At 46.9% G+C, this 14672-nt stretch carries 15 protein-coding genes and 1 tRNA gene; 14 read left to right on the top strand and 2 right to left on the bottom strand.

The window, feature by feature from the left end:
• The first annotated feature begins 27 nt into the window (after positions 1 to 27).
• From ftsE to AC0QUU_RS04350, 11 genes are all read left to right on the top strand, one after another.
• The gene (gene ftsE, locus AC0QUU_RS04300) at positions 28 to 714 is read left to right on the top strand and encodes a cell division ATP-binding protein FtsE (protein WP_474544838.1); all 687 of its coding nucleotides are present in this window, start codon (positions 28 to 30) and stop codon (positions 712 to 714) included.
• The gene (gene ftsX, locus AC0QUU_RS04305; protein WP_474544839.1) at positions 704 to 1654 is read left to right on the top strand and encodes a permease-like cell division protein FtsX; all 951 of its coding nucleotides are present in this window, start codon (positions 704 to 706) and stop codon (positions 1652 to 1654) included. The genes ftsE and ftsX overlap by 11 nt, the downstream gene beginning before the upstream one ends.
• Positions 1655 to 1981: 327 nt before the next feature.
• The gene (locus tag AC0QUU_RS04310; protein ID WP_474545516.1) at positions 1982 to 3130 is read left to right on the top strand and encodes a S41 family peptidase; all 1149 of its coding nucleotides are present in this window, start codon (positions 1982 to 1984) and stop codon (positions 3128 to 3130) included.
• A 600-nt stretch (positions 3131 to 3730) separates the two neighbouring features.
• Complete coding sequence (aspS, locus tag AC0QUU_RS04315) at positions 3731 to 5062, top strand: aspartate--tRNA(Asn) ligase (protein WP_474544840.1); 1332 nt, start codon at positions 3731 to 3733, stop codon at positions 5060 to 5062.
• A gap of 60 nt (positions 5063 to 5122) precedes the next feature.
• Positions 5123 to 5416, top strand: a complete 294-nt coding sequence (gene gatC, locus AC0QUU_RS04320; protein ID WP_474544841.1) for an Asp-tRNA(Asn)/Glu-tRNA(Gln) amidotransferase subunit GatC — start codon at positions 5123 to 5125, stop codon at positions 5414 to 5416.
• Between the two features lie 35 nt (positions 5417 to 5451).
• A complete protein-coding gene (gene gatA, locus AC0QUU_RS04325) occupies positions 5452 to 6948 on the top strand; it encodes an Asp-tRNA(Asn)/Glu-tRNA(Gln) amidotransferase subunit GatA (protein WP_474544842.1) in 1497 nt (498 codons plus the stop codon).
• Positions 6948 to 8387 (top strand): Asp-tRNA(Asn)/Glu-tRNA(Gln) amidotransferase subunit GatB, encoded by a 1440-nt coding sequence (gatB, locus tag AC0QUU_RS04330; RefSeq protein WP_474545517.1) that lies wholly within the window; start codon positions 6948 to 6950, stop codon positions 8385 to 8387. The genes gatA and gatB overlap by 1 nt, the downstream gene beginning before the upstream one ends.
• Before the next feature lie 248 nt (positions 8388 to 8635).
• Positions 8636 to 9088 (top strand): ribose 5-phosphate isomerase B, encoded by a 453-nt coding sequence (rpiB, locus tag AC0QUU_RS04335; protein WP_474544843.1) that lies wholly within the window; start codon positions 8636 to 8638, stop codon positions 9086 to 9088.
• A gap of 89 nt (positions 9089 to 9177) precedes the next feature.
• On the top strand, positions 9178 to 10146 hold the full coding sequence (locus AC0QUU_RS04340) for a putative ABC transporter permease (protein ID WP_474544844.1): 969 nt from the start codon (positions 9178 to 9180) through the stop codon (positions 10144 to 10146).
• 20 nt (positions 10147 to 10166) lie between these two features.
• Complete coding sequence (locus AC0QUU_RS04345) at positions 10167 to 10811, top strand: endonuclease III domain-containing protein (RefSeq protein ID WP_474544845.1); 645 nt, start codon at positions 10167 to 10169, stop codon at positions 10809 to 10811.
• A gap of 205 nt (positions 10812 to 11016) precedes the next feature.
• Positions 11017 to 11292, top strand: a complete 276-nt coding sequence (locus tag AC0QUU_RS04350; RefSeq protein WP_474544846.1) for a hypothetical protein — start codon at positions 11017 to 11019, stop codon at positions 11290 to 11292.
• Positions 11293 to 11365: 73 nt separating this feature from the next.
• Here AC0QUU_RS04350 and AC0QUU_RS04355 read toward each other — a convergent pair whose 3' ends face one another.
• Together AC0QUU_RS04355 and AC0QUU_RS04360 are read right to left on the bottom strand one after the other, a co-directional pair.
• Entirely contained in the window at positions 11366 to 12079 is a 714-nt protein-coding gene (locus AC0QUU_RS04355; protein WP_474544847.1) for an ATP-binding protein, read from the bottom strand.
• Positions 12080 to 12236: 157 nt separating this feature from the next.
• The gene (locus AC0QUU_RS04360) at positions 12237 to 12473 is read right to left on the bottom strand and encodes a hypothetical protein (RefSeq protein WP_474544848.1); all 237 of its coding nucleotides are present in this window, start codon (positions 12471 to 12473) and stop codon (positions 12237 to 12239) included.
• Between the two features lie 175 nt (positions 12474 to 12648).
• Between AC0QUU_RS04360 and AC0QUU_RS04365 the strand changes: the two genes are divergently transcribed.
• The 3 genes from AC0QUU_RS04365 to AC0QUU_RS04375 all read left to right on the top strand — a co-directional run bounded on the left by AC0QUU_RS04365 (position 12649) and on the right by AC0QUU_RS04375 (position 14646).
• Positions 12649 to 12719: transfer RNA gene (locus tag AC0QUU_RS04365), tRNA-Gly, on the top strand.
• A 471-nt stretch (positions 12720 to 13190) separates the two neighbouring features.
• Positions 13191 to 13841, top strand: a complete 651-nt coding sequence (locus AC0QUU_RS04370; RefSeq protein ID WP_474544849.1) for a YesL family protein — start codon at positions 13191 to 13193, stop codon at positions 13839 to 13841.
• Positions 13842 to 13971: 130 nt separating this feature from the next.
• Positions 13972 to 14646, top strand: a complete 675-nt coding sequence (locus AC0QUU_RS04375; RefSeq protein ID WP_474544850.1) for a xanthine phosphoribosyltransferase — start codon at positions 13972 to 13974, stop codon at positions 14644 to 14646.
• Positions 14647 to 14672: the final 26 nt, after the last annotated feature.

Below are 14672 nucleotides of genomic sequence, written 5' to 3' on the forward strand. Positions count from 1 at the left end.
CGGAGTATGAATAATTAGGAGGAACATATGATTGAATTAAGAAATGTGACGAAGGAGTACTCCAAAGGGCATGCAGCTCTTAATGGAGTGTCCGTGAGGATTGAACGGGGAGAGTTCGTTTTCATCGTCGGCGACAGCGGATCAGGAAAATCTACGTTGATCCGTCTGATAATGAAGGAGTTAAATCCGACAGAAGGGACGATTATTGTAAACGGACAGAATCTGAACCGGATGAAACATCGGCATATTGCAAAATACAGAAGAGGATTAGGCGTAGTCTTTCAGGACTTCCGTCTCCTGAAGGACAGAAATATTTATGAGAATATAGCTTTTGCGCTTCGCGTTACAGAGACGCCTACCCGGGTAATTAAAAAGAAAGTGCCGGCAGCGCTCTCTCTGGTAGGTCTTGCACAGAAATACAAGTCTTTCCCGAAGGAATTATCCGGCGGAGAACAGCAGCGTGTTGCTATAGCGAGAGCTATTGTAAATGAACCTGCCATATTGCTGGCTGACGAGCCCACCGGAAACCTGGATCCCACAAATTCCTGGGAGATTATGAGTCTCCTGAAAGAGGCAAATGAACGGGGGACAACAGTTCTTGTTGTTACACATAACCAGGAGATCGTAAATGAGATGAATGAACGGGTTATTACGATGAAACAGGGCGTAATCGTTAGTGATGAACAAAAAGGTGGGTATATAGATGAGGATTAGTACATTAGGATACGTTGGAAAACAGGGCGTCAAGAATATCTGGAGGAACAAGATGTTTTCTCTCGCATCCATTGCGACGATGTCAGCTTGTATCTTCCTGTTTGGATTATTTTTTGCAATTATATTAAATTTTCAGTATATTATCAGAACTGCTGAAGAAGGCGTTGCCATAACGGTGTTCTTCGAAGAGGATGCTACCGATGAACAGAAAGAAGCTATTGGCCAGGAGCTGGAAAATCATGAAGGCGTAGCCAGAGTAAATTATGTGTCTGCCGATGAAGCGTGGGAGGAGTTCCAGAAACAGTATTTTGGCGATAATCCGGAACTGGCCGAGGGATTTAAGAACGATAATCCGCTTGCCAATTCTGATAACTACGAAGTTTATATGGAGACAATGGACGATGATGAAAATCTGATCGCCAGAAGCCGCTCCCTTTCTTCAACACAGAATGAACTTGTAGAATTTGCACAGGAACTTGACGGAGTACGTGAAGTTAACAAGTCGGATGTGGTAGCAAATACGCTTTCAAGCGTAAACATGCTGGTGGCATATGTTTCGATTGCGATTATTGCCATTCTTCTTGGAGTGTCGATTTTCCTGATCAGCAATACGGTTACGATGGGTATCACCGTACGAAAAGAAGAGATTGCGATTATGAAATATATCGGAGCGAAGGATTTTGTTGTCCGTTCACCGTTTGTACTGGAAGGTTTGATTATCGGTGTTTTCGGAGCGGCAATACCGCTTGCTTTGTTGTATTTCCTGTATGAGAGAGCGGTAGAGTATGTGATGACCAAATTCAGTATTCTCCAGAATATTATCGACTTCCTTCCGGTAACAACTGTATACCGGTATCTGCTGCCGATAGGTCTGCTTATGGGAATCGGCATCGGTTTCCTGGGAAGTTTCTTTACGGTACGCAAGCATCTGAAAGTTTAAGCAGACAGAGGAATGTTTTTGATATTTCTGAATAGCATAATTATTACATCGTATTGCACGATATGTGTAAAAAGGATGGGGGAGGACAAAGCGGAAGGATAAATCCGCTTTGTCCTTCTTTTTCCCTTTATTTGAGCCATAGTGTATAAGGAGAGGTATGAAAATATGGATAAGGACAGGACAGAGATGGACACAACAGAAAAGACAGAAAAAGAGCTTCCGGCAGACGGCGGACGGGGAGAAGCCGAGAACAGATTTTCTCAGGACAGGACGCGGGAAGGACATACGAAACACAAGGGGCGATTTGGCGCGGGCGTACTGACCGGCATGGCGGGAATGCTTGTGATCATTGCCGCGGCATTCGGAATCAGGAGCTGGGTTATCGGGAACAGTCTGGCTTCCTCAGGCGTGTCTGCGAAAGATGTTGAAAACAAACTGGATGTGATCAACGGACTTATAGACGAGTATTACCTCTATGAAGATGAAATTGACAGTAATGCTCTGGTAGAAGGGCTGTATTCCGGATATACGGAGGCTCTCGGGGATCCCTATACAGAATATTATGACGAAGAGGAGACGCAGGCGTTATTTGAATCTACCAGCGGTGAGTTCAGTGGAATCGGCGTTACTATGAGTCAGGGACCGGACGGCACTATTACCGTGACAAATATATATAAGGACTCTCCTGCGGATAAAGCCGGAATGCAGGTGGATGATATCCTGCTTCAGGTTGACGGCAAAGATATTCAGGGGAAAGACCTGAATACGGTAGTGTCTTATGTAAAGGGTGAGAAAGGGTCGGAAGTCACTCTGACAGTACTTCGGGACAACAAGGAAGTTGACTTGACGGCTGTGCGGGATACGATAGAAGTACAGACCGTAGATTACCGGATGATGGACGGACAGCTCGGGTATATATCGGTCAGTGAATTTGACGATGTAACATATGAGCAGTTCAAAACAGCAATGGACGATCTGGAAGCACAGAATATGCAGGGACTGATTATCGACCTGAGGAATAATCCCGGCGGAAATGTGGATACAGTGACTGACATGCTGAAACTCCTTCTGCCGGAGGGGCCTATTATTTCGATCAAATATAAAAACGGAAATACAGAAGAGATGACCTGTGACGGCACAAATGAGTTTAAAAAGCCGCTTGCTGTGCTTGTAAACGGCTACAGCGCCAGCGCATCGGAAATTTTCAGCGGCGCGGTACAGGATTATGGCACAGGCACGATTGTGGGAACTACCACTTACGGAAAAGGTGTAGTTCAGCAGCTGATCAGTCTGGGAGACGGAACCTGTCTGAAACTGACAATTGCGGAATACTATACCCCCAGTGGCAGGAGCATTAATGGTACCGGCGTGACGCCGGACGTGGAAATAGAATATAAATATGACGAAAATAACCCCGATGCAGACAATCAGCTGGAAAAAGCCGTGGAAGTGCTGCGGGAACAATTGAATCTGTGAGCCCGGCAAGAACATCCTGCAGAAAAATGCAGGATGTTCTCGCATATATATCATATATCCGGAAAAAACAATGATTTAACAGAGGATTTTGCAGGAAAAATAAAACAAGATTGCAAAAAAAGAACAGGATAAATTAAAAAAAGTTCTTGCAATATAAAAAACGGTATGGTAATATTGAAAACATATTTTAACTGGCTAAAGAGTTGAAATAGAGAAAGGCGATGAACAAGACTCTGGTTTTCAGAAACTGACAGGAAGTTGGCGTCACCGACTGAGAGCGCCGGACAGCGGAGGAAACTAAGGGAACACTTGGGAGCTGACCGTCTGAAACTGAGTAGGGCGGTACGGAAGAAGCATCCGTTAACATGCAGAGAGTGGAACCGAAAGCACTTGATGAGAGCAAGCCGTAAGGCGCAGGTCGAGTCCTAGTGCAGAGGTTCAATGCGGGTGGTACCGCGGATTTTATCTTGATAATTTCCGTCCCGGGATACTTAAGTATCCCGGGACTTTCTTTTTCCCGGGATGCGCATCTGAAATACCATAAGGGTATATCATAGTGCCGTGGAAAGTACGGCGTGTCAGATGAAAGGAGAAGGAAAAATGGAAATGGTAAAAGGTGTAAAAAAATCAGAATGTCTGGAACTTGATGAACTGCTGAAGGAAGAGGTAAAAGGGCAGACCGTAAAAGTCAGCGGCGCGGTGCACACAATCCGCGACATGGGAACCGTGGCCTTTGTGATCCTGCGCAGGCGGGACGGTCTCATACAGTGCGTGTATGAGAAAGGCGAGGCGGGATTTGATCTGAAGGATGTAAAAGAGGCTGCATCCGTGGAAGTAACAGGTGTTGTCGCGGCGTCCGGAAAAGCGCCCCACGGAATTGAGATCCGTCTGCGGGAAATCCGTATTTTAAGCGAGCCTGCGGCGCCCATGCCTCTGCCCATTGCAAAATGGAAAATGAACACTTCTCTGGAGGCAAAGCTGAACTACCGTCCCATTTCTCTTCGCAATCTCCGGGAGCGGGCAAGATTCCGTATCCAGGAGGGACTTGTGAGAGGATTCCGGGATTTTCTGTACGGAGAAGGATTTACAGAAATACACACGCCGAAGATCGGCGCGAAGAGCGCGGAAGGCGGAGCGAACCTGTTCCGCCTGGAGTATTTCCACAGACCGGCGGTTCTCCAGCAGAGTCCTCAGTTTTATAAACAGATGATGGTAGGAGTCTTTGACAGAGTGTTTGAGACGGCGCCGGTATTCCGGGCGGAGAAACATAACACAAAGAGACACCTGAATGAATATACAAGCCTTGATTTTGAGATGGGCTATATTGACAGTTTTGAAGATATTATGGCAATGGAAACCGGATATCTGCAGTATACAATGGCGCTTCTGGAAAAGGAATACGCGCGGGAACTGCGGATCCTGGGAGTTGAGATTCCGAAAACCGACCAGATCCCGGCAGTGCGGTTTGATGAGATTAAACGTCTGGTGTCGGAAGAGTACGGACGGAAGATAAGAAGCCCGTATGATCTGGAGCCGGAGGAAGAAGTGCTGATCAGCAGATATGCAAAGGAAAAGTGGGATGCTGACTTTGTATTTGTCACACATTATCCGTCCAGAAAACGTCCGTTCTATGCCATGGACGATCCGGAGGATCCCACGTACACACTGAGCTTTGATCTTCTGTTCCGGGGGATGGAGATCACCACAGGAGGCCAGCGTATCCATGATTACCGCAGCCTTCTGGAAAAAATGGAACAGCGGGGAATGACAGACGAAGGAATGGAGCAGTATCTGAGCGCATTCAAATACGGCATGCCGCCTCACGGAGGACTGGGAATCGGCCTTGAGCGTCTGACCATGAAACTGACCGGTGATGATAATGTCCGGGAAACGACACTGTTTCCGAGGGATATGAGCAGACTGGAGCCATAACAGCGGCGTGAAAGCCGGCATATGTGTAAAAGAAGTTCAGCCAGATAAGGAGAGATGGATATGGCAAACAAAATATCAGACGAGACAATCGAATACGTGGGAATTCTTGCAAAGCTGGAACTGTCGGATGAAGAAAAAGAAGAAGCCAAAGCGGACATGGAAAAGATGCTGGATTATATCGACACATTAAATGAACTGGATACAACCGGAATTGAACCTATGTCTCACGTATTTCCGGTAAATAATGTGTTCCGCGAGGATGTGGTGACAAACGGCGACGGCAGAGAAGAAACTCTGGAAAATGCGCCCCAGAGAAAGGAAGACAGCTTCGAAGTACCGAGAACGATCGGATAAAGCGGACAGAGATATGAGGAAAGGCGGCATAGAGGATGAAAATATTAGAACTTACAGCTTTAGAGCTGTCGGAAAAAATAAAAGCCGGTGAGATCAAGGTAAAAGACGCCGTAAAAGCGGCACTTGACCGGGCAAAAGAGGCGGAGCCGGCAATAAACAGTTATGTAACGCTGGACGAGGAAGGAGCATACGCGCAGGCGGAAGAAGTCCAGAAAAAGATTGATGCGGGAGAGCTGACCGGTCCGCTGGCAGGTGTGCCGGTAGCCATAAAAGACAATATGTGCATTAAGGGACAGCTTACTACCTGCAGTTCCCGGATTCTTTCCGGATTCAGACCCACATACACGGCGCAGGCAGTTGAGAATCTGCGGAAGGCAGGAGCAGTGATCCTGGGAAAGACAAATATGGATGAATTTGCCATGGGAAGTACCACAGAGACTTCCTATTACGGCCCTACAAGAAATCCCCACAATACGGAACATGTTCCGGGGGGATCATCCGGCGGATCGTGTGCGGCAGTGGCGGCAGGCGAGTGTTTCGGCGCGCTGGGATCTGACACCGGCGGCTCAATAAGGCAGCCAAGTTCCTTCTGCGGCGTAGTGGGCCTGAAACCCACATACGGAACGGTTTCCAGATACGGACTGATTGCATACGGATCCTCACTGGATCAGATCGGTCCGGTTGCGAAGGATGTATCGGACTGCGCGGCGTTTCTTGAGGCGATTGCCTCCCACGACCCGAAGGACAGTACATCTGTTGAGAGAAAAGACTGCGATTTCATGAGCGCCCTGACAGAGGACGTTAAAGGGCTGAAGATCGGAATCCCGGGAGATTATATCGGGGAAGGTCTGGATCCGGAAGTGCGTCAGGCAGTGCAGGACGCGGCAAAAGTTCTGGAAGAAAAGGGCGCATCTGTAGAGACGTTCGATCTTGGACTTGTAAAATACGCGATTCCGGCGTACTATACCATTGCCTCAGCGGAGGCGAGTTCCAACCTGGAACGATTTGACGGCGTAAAATACGGATACCGGACAGAAAACTATGAAGGGCTGCACAACATGTATAAAAAGACCCGGTCAGAAGGGTTCGGTCCGGAGGTGAAACGGCGGATTATGCTGGGCTCCTTTGTTCTGAGTTCCGGATATTATGATGCATATTATCTGAAAGCGCTCCGGACAAAAGCCCTGATAAAAAAGGAGTTTGACAAGGCTTTTGAGAAATACGATCTGATTCTCGGACCGGCGGCTCCCACCACAGCACCGAAGCTGGGAGAGAGCCTGAGCGATCCGCTGAAAATGTACCTGGGAGATATTTACACCATTTCCGTAAATCTTGCCGGACTGCCGGGCATGACCATACCTGTCGGGAAAGATAAAGAAGGACTGCCCATTGGCATGCAGCTGATCGGAAATGCATTTGATGAGAAAACCCTGATCCGCGCAGCATACACTTATGAGTGCGCGACAGGCAAACAGTATGAAAAGATGGCAGATATCAGAGCGGCCATGGAGACCGGAAAGGAGGTGGGCTGATCATGGCACAGTATGAGACCGTGATCGGACTTGAAGTTCATATCGAGCTGGCGACAAAGACAAAAATCTTCTGCGGCTGCAGTACAGAATTCGGAAGCGCGCCGAATACCCACACCTGTCCGGTGTGTACGGGTATGCCGGGCTCCCTTCCGGTGCTGAATAAAAAAGTGGTGGAATATGCCATGGCGCTGGGACTTGCCACAAACTGCAGAATAACACAGGTGTGCAAGTTTGACCGGAAGAACTATTTCTATCCGGATAATCCCCAGAACTATCAGATCTCGCAGCTCTATCTCCCCATCGCAAGAGACGGTTTCGTAGAAATTGAGACGGCGGCAGGGAAGAAGAATGTGCGGATTCATGAAATGCATATGGAAGAGGACGCCGGAAAACTGGTCCATGATGAGTGGGATGACACCTCCCTTGTAGATTATAACCGCAGCGGCGTGCCCCTGGTTGAGATTGTGTCAGAGCCGGATATGCGTTCCTCTGACGAAGTAATCGCATACCTGGAAAAACTGCGGATGACTGCTCAGTACCTGGGTGTATCGGACTGTAAGCTTCAGGAAGGTTCCATGAGGGCGGATGTAAACCTTTCGGTGCGCAGAGCCGGCACAGAGGAACTGGGCACAAGAACTGAGATGAAAAACCTGAACTCATTTAAAGCCATTGCCCATGCCATCGAAGGAGAAAGGGCCCGTCAGATTGAACTTCTGGAAGCAGGAAAAGAAGTCGTGCAGGAGACCAGGCGCTGGGATGATAATAAAGAAAGCTCTTATGCGATGCGCTCCAAGGAAGACGCCCAGGATTACCGTTATTTTCCGGAACCGGATCTGGTGCCTGTCGTAATTTCCGATGAATGGATTCGTGAAGTGAAGGCACGGCAGCCGGAACTGCGCCCGGAAAAGCTGGAAAGATACAGCAGGGAGTTTGACATTCCCCGGTATGATGCGGAGCTGATTACCGAATCCAAGAAAGTTGCGGATCTTTTCGAAAAGACCGTGGAACTTTGCGGCAAACCGAAGAAGGTATCCAACTGGATTATGGGAGAAATGTTCCGCCTGATGAAGGAGAGGGGAATGGAGGCGGAGGAGCTGGCATTTTCCCCGGAGAATCTGGCAAAGCTGATTGATCTGGCAGATACGGGAACGATCAGCAGCTCTGTGGCGAAAAAAGTATTCGAGAAGATATTTACAGATAATGTGGATCCGGAAAAATATGTGGAAGAACAGGGCCTTAAGACCGTAAATGATGAAGGCGCCTTAAGAGCGGCAGTTGAGAAAGTGCTTGCTGACAATCCGCAGGCCGTGGCTGATTATAAGGGGGGAAAGCAGAAAGCCTTCGGCGCGCTCATGGGACAGTCCATGCGGGCCATGAAAGGGAAGGCAGATCCGGCATCTGTGACAAAGATGATAAAAGAACTGCTGGAGAAGCAGTAGAAGCAGCGCGGATACAGTAGAAGAGGCGTCGTGGAAAACGGCGCCTTTTTCTGGTCGAAGCCTGTTTTTTTGTTCAATATGTCGTTTTTATTGCGTTTATATGGGGAATTTGTTATGATATTTCACAGAGAAGCCGCTTTTGATTTTCAGCAGAAGCGACTGGAAAAATAAGACCGGACAGTTCTGCGCTTACATTATTTATTGCCGGAAAGGAACAGAGCCCGGCCAGGATACGGAGGTTGTGAAATATGAAGATCGGCATAGGAAATGATCATTCAGCTCTGGAGCTGAAAGCGGAAATTATTGATTTCCTGAAAGAAAAAGGACATGAGGTGGTGGATTATGGGACAAATTCACCGGAGAGCTGCGATTATCCCATATATGGAGAAAAGGTAGCCCGGGCTGTGGCGGCAGGCGAAGTGGAGAAAGGGATTCTGATCTGCGGCACAGGACTGGGCATTTCTCTCGCGGCAAATAAAGTCGAGGGAATCCGGGCTGTCGTATGCAGTGAGCCGTTTACGGCAAAGATGTCCAGAGCCCATAATGACTGTAACGTGCTGGCTTTCGGCGCCAGAGTGGTGGGTGCGGAGCTGGCTAAAATGATTGTCGATACATGGCTTAATACGGAGTTCGAAGGTGGACGGCATCAGCGGAGAGTGGATCTGATTATGGACATTGAAAGAAGAAATAAAGAAAAATAGCCTGCTGTGGACAGAAGAATATCCGGTATTGCAGAATTTCGCAGGAGGATATGAATGGCGGGGTATCTGACAGGAGGATATGACAGAGGATGCATCTATATTTTGTTTCACGGTGGATATTGTTTTTCTTCTTATATAGTTTTATGGGCTGGGTGTGGGAGAGCTGTTATGTCTCAGTGAAAGAACGGCGTCTTGTAAACAGGGGATTTATGCATGGCCCGTTTCTTCCTCTTTATGGTTCGGGAGCGGTTATGGTTCTGTTCTGTACCATGGGAGTAAGAGATCATATTATCCTTGTTTTCGCTCTCGGCATGACAGGAGCTACGGCTCTGGAGTTTATTACCGGAGTTGTGATGGAGAGTATTTTTCATGTAAAATATTGGGATTACAGCAAACAGAAGCTGAATCTGAAAGGCTATATCTGCCCTGCCGCATCTTTGTGCTGGGGATGTTTTTCCGTACTTATGGTATTTGTGGTTCACCCTCCGGTTGAATCGGCAATTCTTATGCTGCCCGATCATATGGCTGCAGGAACCGCAGGAGTATTGACGGCGGGTGCGGCAGCAGACTTTATTTTCTCCTTCAGAGAAGCTCTGGATATGAAGCAGCTCCTTGCCCAGGCGGAAAAAACCAGAGAGCAGCTCCGGCGGCTGCAGGACAAACTTCATCAGGTTACGGACGGAATTGCGGTGCTGAACAAAGTCCGTCCGGAAAAAAGGAAGACCAGAAAAACGTTTGGCAGAGACTTATACCTGGAGAAGATCCGCGCTGTCCGCCGCGCACGCATACAGCTGCTGGAAGAACTGTCTGCCAAAGTTGAGATGGCGGTAAGGGAGAATCTTCCTTTAAAGCTGAATGGCAGGGCTGCTGAAAAATGGAAACAGGATCTTTCGGAAATAAAAGAAAATATTTCCCGCGAGTTCCAGAAAATGAACGAACGTTCAGACAGGCGTTATCTGCGTATTGTACAGATGCTCAGGAGAAATCCCACTGCAGTTTCCGGGAAATTTAAGGAGACGCTGGACGAACTGAAAAAGATAATAAATGGAAAACAGTAAAGACAGAAGGGGAAAAATACATGACAAAGAAACAGCGCGCGCTGGAAATTATCGAGCGCCTGAAAAAAGAATATCCGGATGCAGGGTGCACCCTTGATTATGATCAGGCATGGAAGCTGCTTGTCAGCGTCAGACTGGCGGCTCAGTGTACAGATGCCAGAGTGAATGTAGTCGTAGAAGGACTGTATGAAAAATATCCCGATGTGGATGCGCTTGCCGGTGCGGACGTCAAAGATATAGAAGATATAGTCAGGCCATGCGGTCTTGGAGCCAGTAAAGCCAGAGATATCAGCGCCTGTATGAAAATACTGCGGGATGAATACGGCGGAAATGTACCGGATGATTTTGACGCGCTGCTTAAACTGCCCGGAGTAGGAAGGAAAAGCGCCAATCTGATTATGGGCGATGTCTTCGGAAAACCGGCCATAGTTACAGATACTCACTGCATACGCCTTGTCAACCGGATGGGACTTGTGGATGGAATCAAAGAGCCGAAGAAAGTAGAAATGGCGCTGTGGAAGATCATTCCTCCGGAAGAAGGAAGCGATTTCTGTCACCGGCTTGTGTATCACGGACGGGATGTCTGTACGGCGAGAACAAAGCCTCACTGCGACAGATGCTGCCTTGCGGATATATGTAAAAAAGCCGGCGTGGATAAAAAGTAAATGAATAAAGGAATTCGGTGAGTCAATGAGGCAGAACGGGCTGTATATACTGGCTGATATTGCTGCGGAAAAACAGTTTATGCTTTGAGACTGCAAAAAAATATTTGAAAACAGATATAAATAAAATAAAAAAACTGAAAATATTGACTATTCCCTCAAAAAGTTCTAAAATTTAGTTATAATAGAACAGAGAGGAGAGGGTCTTATGACAAAGGTTTTTATTGTAACATTTTTGATGGCGTTTACCTTTCTTCTCATCTGCTGGGTAGTAACTCAGTATCAAATTTATACAAATGAGCACAGCATGGAAGACGAACTCAGAAAACCCAGGCTGTCCTCAAAAGTAAGAGCCTGGCGGATGATGTTGGCAGATACGCTGCACAACGCAAGATACTTTACACAGGAAAAAATAAGGTCTGAGAACAAAACAACATTTCTGTTCGGGACAGACAATAAAAATAAAAAGAAGAAAGCTGTATAAACGTACAAAAAGGCTGACAGCTTCACCAGCAGGAAAATCTCTTTTGTGTGAAGCTGTCAGTTGTTTTGTATAATTACAGTATTTTCCCGCCAATTGAGATGGTCGTCACCTGGCAGGGAATGCACTTCCCGCAGTCCTGAATCGATTTTCTTACGGCGCTTTCCAGTCCACCGCAGCAGGGAACCTCCATCCGCGCCACGGTTACATCCCGGATGGAGTTTTCTTTTATAATTGCAGTCAGCTTTTCGGAGTAGTCGGTGTCATCCAGCTTCGGACATCCGATCAGAGTAACCTTTCCGCGCATAAATTCTTCATGAAAGCGGGCATATGCATAAGCGGTACAGTCTGCGGCAATAAGCAGAGACGCATTTTCAAAACAGGGCGCCCCGGCCGGTATGAGCCTGATCTGAGCCGGCCACTGGCCCAGCATGGAACGCACAGACGACGGAGCTTCTGAAGGAGCAGATGTGTTTGCCGGATCCGGATGGTCAAGTGCTTTGAACAGGCTTCCGGGACAGGCGTGAGCCGGAGCTTTATTATTCTGCATTTTTTCCCTTTTGTTTTTTTCTACGGCTTCCGCATCGTAGGCTGCGGCTTCTCTTTCTATAAAAGAGATTGCGTTTACCGGGCAGGCGGGCAGGCAGTCGCCGAGACCGTCGCAATAGTCGTCTCTTAAGAGCCGGGCTTTTCCATCTACCATTCCTATAGCCCCTTCGTGGCAGGCCGAAGCACAGAGCCCGCAGCCGTTGCACCGGTGTTCGTCAATCTGAATTATTTTTCTGATCATCTGATATTCTCCTCGCTTTTTTCTTTGATTTTCATCAGTTATTATAAAATGCCGGACAGAGATAATATGTTGTTAAAACAACAAAACGAAAAAATATAAATGAAATCTCTTTTAAAAATCGTTCTCTGTCCGCATCGAACCGCAGAAGGGCGGCGGTTCAGCGCCTGAGCTGCTGCAGAGCCTGCAGGAAATCCAGATCATCTTTTTTGAGTTTAAGATTGGTAATATATGTTTTCTTCTCCGGGGATGTGACCTTGATTTCTATAACAGAGCCTTCCCGAAGCGCGTCTCTGGAGACGGCATTTAAAAAATGCTGAAATTTTGGATGGTTTTTCTGAAATATATCCAGATGTTTTTTCAGTGTCTGAAGCTTTGCAAGCTGAGAAAAATTCATGGTACTTTGCCTCCTTTCGGCCGGTTTTCGATAATCTGCCGGATTATTCTTATCTATCATATTCGGAATGCAGGCGTTTGACAAGCAAAAGTGAAAAAACCAGTAAAAACTATAGTAAAAAAAGCTTGCAATATGAACGCAGCTGTGGTATTATATCACTTGTGTCGGAGATGATGCGGGTGTAGTTCAATGGTAGAACACCAGCCTTCCAAGCTGGATACGTGGGTTCGATTCCCATCACCCGCTTTTTTTGTGCCCTGAATTCGGGAAAGTTCCGTTTTGATTTTGTTTTATGAGGATTTGTGAAAGTAACTTTCATTATTAGAAAAGCTGAAAATATTCGAGGACTTCTCACGGATAGAACACACAGGAGATGCGGGATGTGAGTTCCTTGTGACTCGGAGGAATCTGTCAGAAAAACAAAGGATTTGAAGTCTGATGTTAAGGCCTGAGATGAAGCTGTTCGAACAGAGTGAGTTTTCATCTCGGGCCTTGCTTTTAATCAGATTTCAAATCCTTTATTTTTCTCAGATCCCGGAGTGGAACAAGGATCTTACATCCCGCATCTCCGTCCTGTTCAATTCAGGAAGTTTTGGATATTTTCGGATATTTCCTTGTGAAAGTTCATTTTGACAAATCCGAACTTGTGCTTCATTTCATTGTTTATCTGTGCTATACTGGAACAAATATGTATCAGATAAGAGCGAGAGGATTACTATGAGATTTAATTTGATGGACAATGTTGTCATGCGGGCTTTGAGTAAGATCTGCGATATGGTGTTTCTGAATGTGCTGTGGGTGATCTGTTCGATTCCCATTGTGACAATCGGGGCGTCAACAACGGCTTTGTACACGGTTATGCTGAAGATTGTCCGGAATGAGGAAGGATATATTTTCAGAGGCTTTTTTAAAGCCTTTAAAGAGAATTTTAAACAGAGTACGGTGATTTGGCTGATTATTGCGGTTTTCAGTGTGCTCTGCTGGCTTGATTTCAGAATTGCAGGAATGATGGGAGCAGGAGTCGGAGATGTGCTTCGAATTATTTTTATGATCGTGGGATTTCTGCTTTTGTCCGTTACGATATATGTGTTCCCGCTGACAGCGCGGTATGAGAATAAGATATCTGCCACATTAAAAAACGCACTGATTCTTACAATTGCAAAACTTCCGTATACGGTTCTGATGGTGGCTGTTGTAGTAGTGGCCGTAATTGCATCGCTATGGAATACAATGACGCTGATGCTGGCAGTGCCGCTGTGGTTTCTGTTCGGAGTATCGCTGATTGCATGGGTCAATTCTTATCTGTTAAGAAGAGTGTTCACTGTATTTGAGCCGGAGGAGGACGCGCAGAAGGAGAAAGAACAGTAGATATGAAAACTGCTGAAAAGCAGGATGCGGCAGTACAGGTGATTTACAGGAAAAGACGGAAGTTATAATCCGTTGGAAAGGATAAAATGCGGATGAAGAAGATTCTTTATCTGCGGGAAGAAGGAGAAAGATGAATTTTCTGGAAGAACGAATTGTGAGAGATGGAGTTGTAAAAGAAGGAAATGTGCTTAAGGTGGACAGCTTTCTAAACCATCAGATGGATATCGGGCTGCTGAACGAGATGGGGGCGGAATTTAAACGGAGATTTGAAGGGAAGCCCATTAATAAGATTCTTACAATTGAAGCATCGGGGATCGGAATTGCCTGTATTGCGGCCCAGCATTTCAATGTACCGGTTGTGTTTGCGAAGAAGTCCCAGAGCATTAATCTGGACGGGGAAGTATATGTGGCGGAAGTGGAATCTTTTACGCACAAATGTATTAACCATGTAATAGTAGCGAAGAAGTTTCTGACTCCAGAGGATCATGTTCTGATTATTGATGACTTCCTGGCCAACGGATGTGCGCTTCAGGGGCTGATTCAAATTGTGCAGTCTGCGGGAGCGACAGTTGAAGGAATCGGAATTGCCATAGAAAAAGGGTTCCAGTCAGGAGGGAGAATGATAAGAAATCTGGGATTTCAGCTGGAGTCACTGGCCATAGTAGACGGCATGGACGCCGCGAACGGACATATAGAGTTCCGTCCGCAGAAAGCGGCGGAGCCGGAGGGCGGAGAGACGGATAAAGCAGCAGACAGTGTGTTTAAACCGGAAGAATGTGTGTGCAGAAGCTCGACTCTTGATTGATTCAGGCCAGTCCTGCGGGGGTGGCT

The sequence above is a fragment of the Mediterraneibacter sp. HA8405 genome (assembly GCF_056148955.1).

Bases quoted from the DNA above. Each gene is read 5' to 3' on its own strand.
- ftsE (WP_474544838.1), top strand. From the start codon at position 28: ATGATTGAATTAAGAAATGTGACGAAGGAGTACTCCAAAGGGCATGCA.
- ftsX (WP_474544839.1), top strand. From the start codon at position 704: ATGAGGATTAGTACATTAGGATACGTTGGAAAACAGGGCGTCAAGAAT.
- AC0QUU_RS04310 (WP_474545516.1), top strand. From the start codon at position 1,982: ATGGCGGGAATGCTTGTGATCATTGCCGCGGCATTCGGAATCAGGAGC.
- aspS (WP_474544840.1), top strand. From the start codon at position 3,731: ATGGAAATGGTAAAAGGTGTAAAAAAATCAGAATGTCTGGAACTTGAT.
- gatC (WP_474544841.1), top strand. From the start codon at position 5,123: ATGGCAAACAAAATATCAGACGAGACAATCGAATACGTGGGAATTCTT.
- gatA (WP_474544842.1), top strand. From the start codon at position 5,452: ATGAAAATATTAGAACTTACAGCTTTAGAGCTGTCGGAAAAAATAAAA.
- rpiB (WP_474544843.1), top strand. From the start codon at position 8,636: ATGAAGATCGGCATAGGAAATGATCATTCAGCTCTGGAGCTGAAAGCG.
- AC0QUU_RS04340 (WP_474544844.1), top strand. From the start codon at position 9,178: ATGCATCTATATTTTGTTTCACGGTGGATATTGTTTTTCTTCTTATAT.
- AC0QUU_RS04345 (WP_474544845.1), top strand. From the start codon at position 10,167: ATGACAAAGAAACAGCGCGCGCTGGAAATTATCGAGCGCCTGAAAAAA.
- AC0QUU_RS04350 (WP_474544846.1), top strand. From the start codon at position 11,017: ATGACAAAGGTTTTTATTGTAACATTTTTGATGGCGTTTACCTTTCTT.
- AC0QUU_RS04355 (WP_474544847.1), bottom strand. From the start codon at position 12,079: ATGATCAGAAAAATAATTCAGATTGACGAACACCGGTGCAACGGCTGC.
- AC0QUU_RS04360 (WP_474544848.1), bottom strand. From the start codon at position 12,473: ATGAATTTTTCTCAGCTTGCAAAGCTTCAGACACTGAAAAAACATCTG.
- AC0QUU_RS04370 (WP_474544849.1), top strand. From the start codon at position 13,191: ATGAGATTTAATTTGATGGACAATGTTGTCATGCGGGCTTTGAGTAAG.
- AC0QUU_RS04375 (WP_474544850.1), top strand. From the start codon at position 13,972: ATGAATTTTCTGGAAGAACGAATTGTGAGAGATGGAGTTGTAAAAGAA.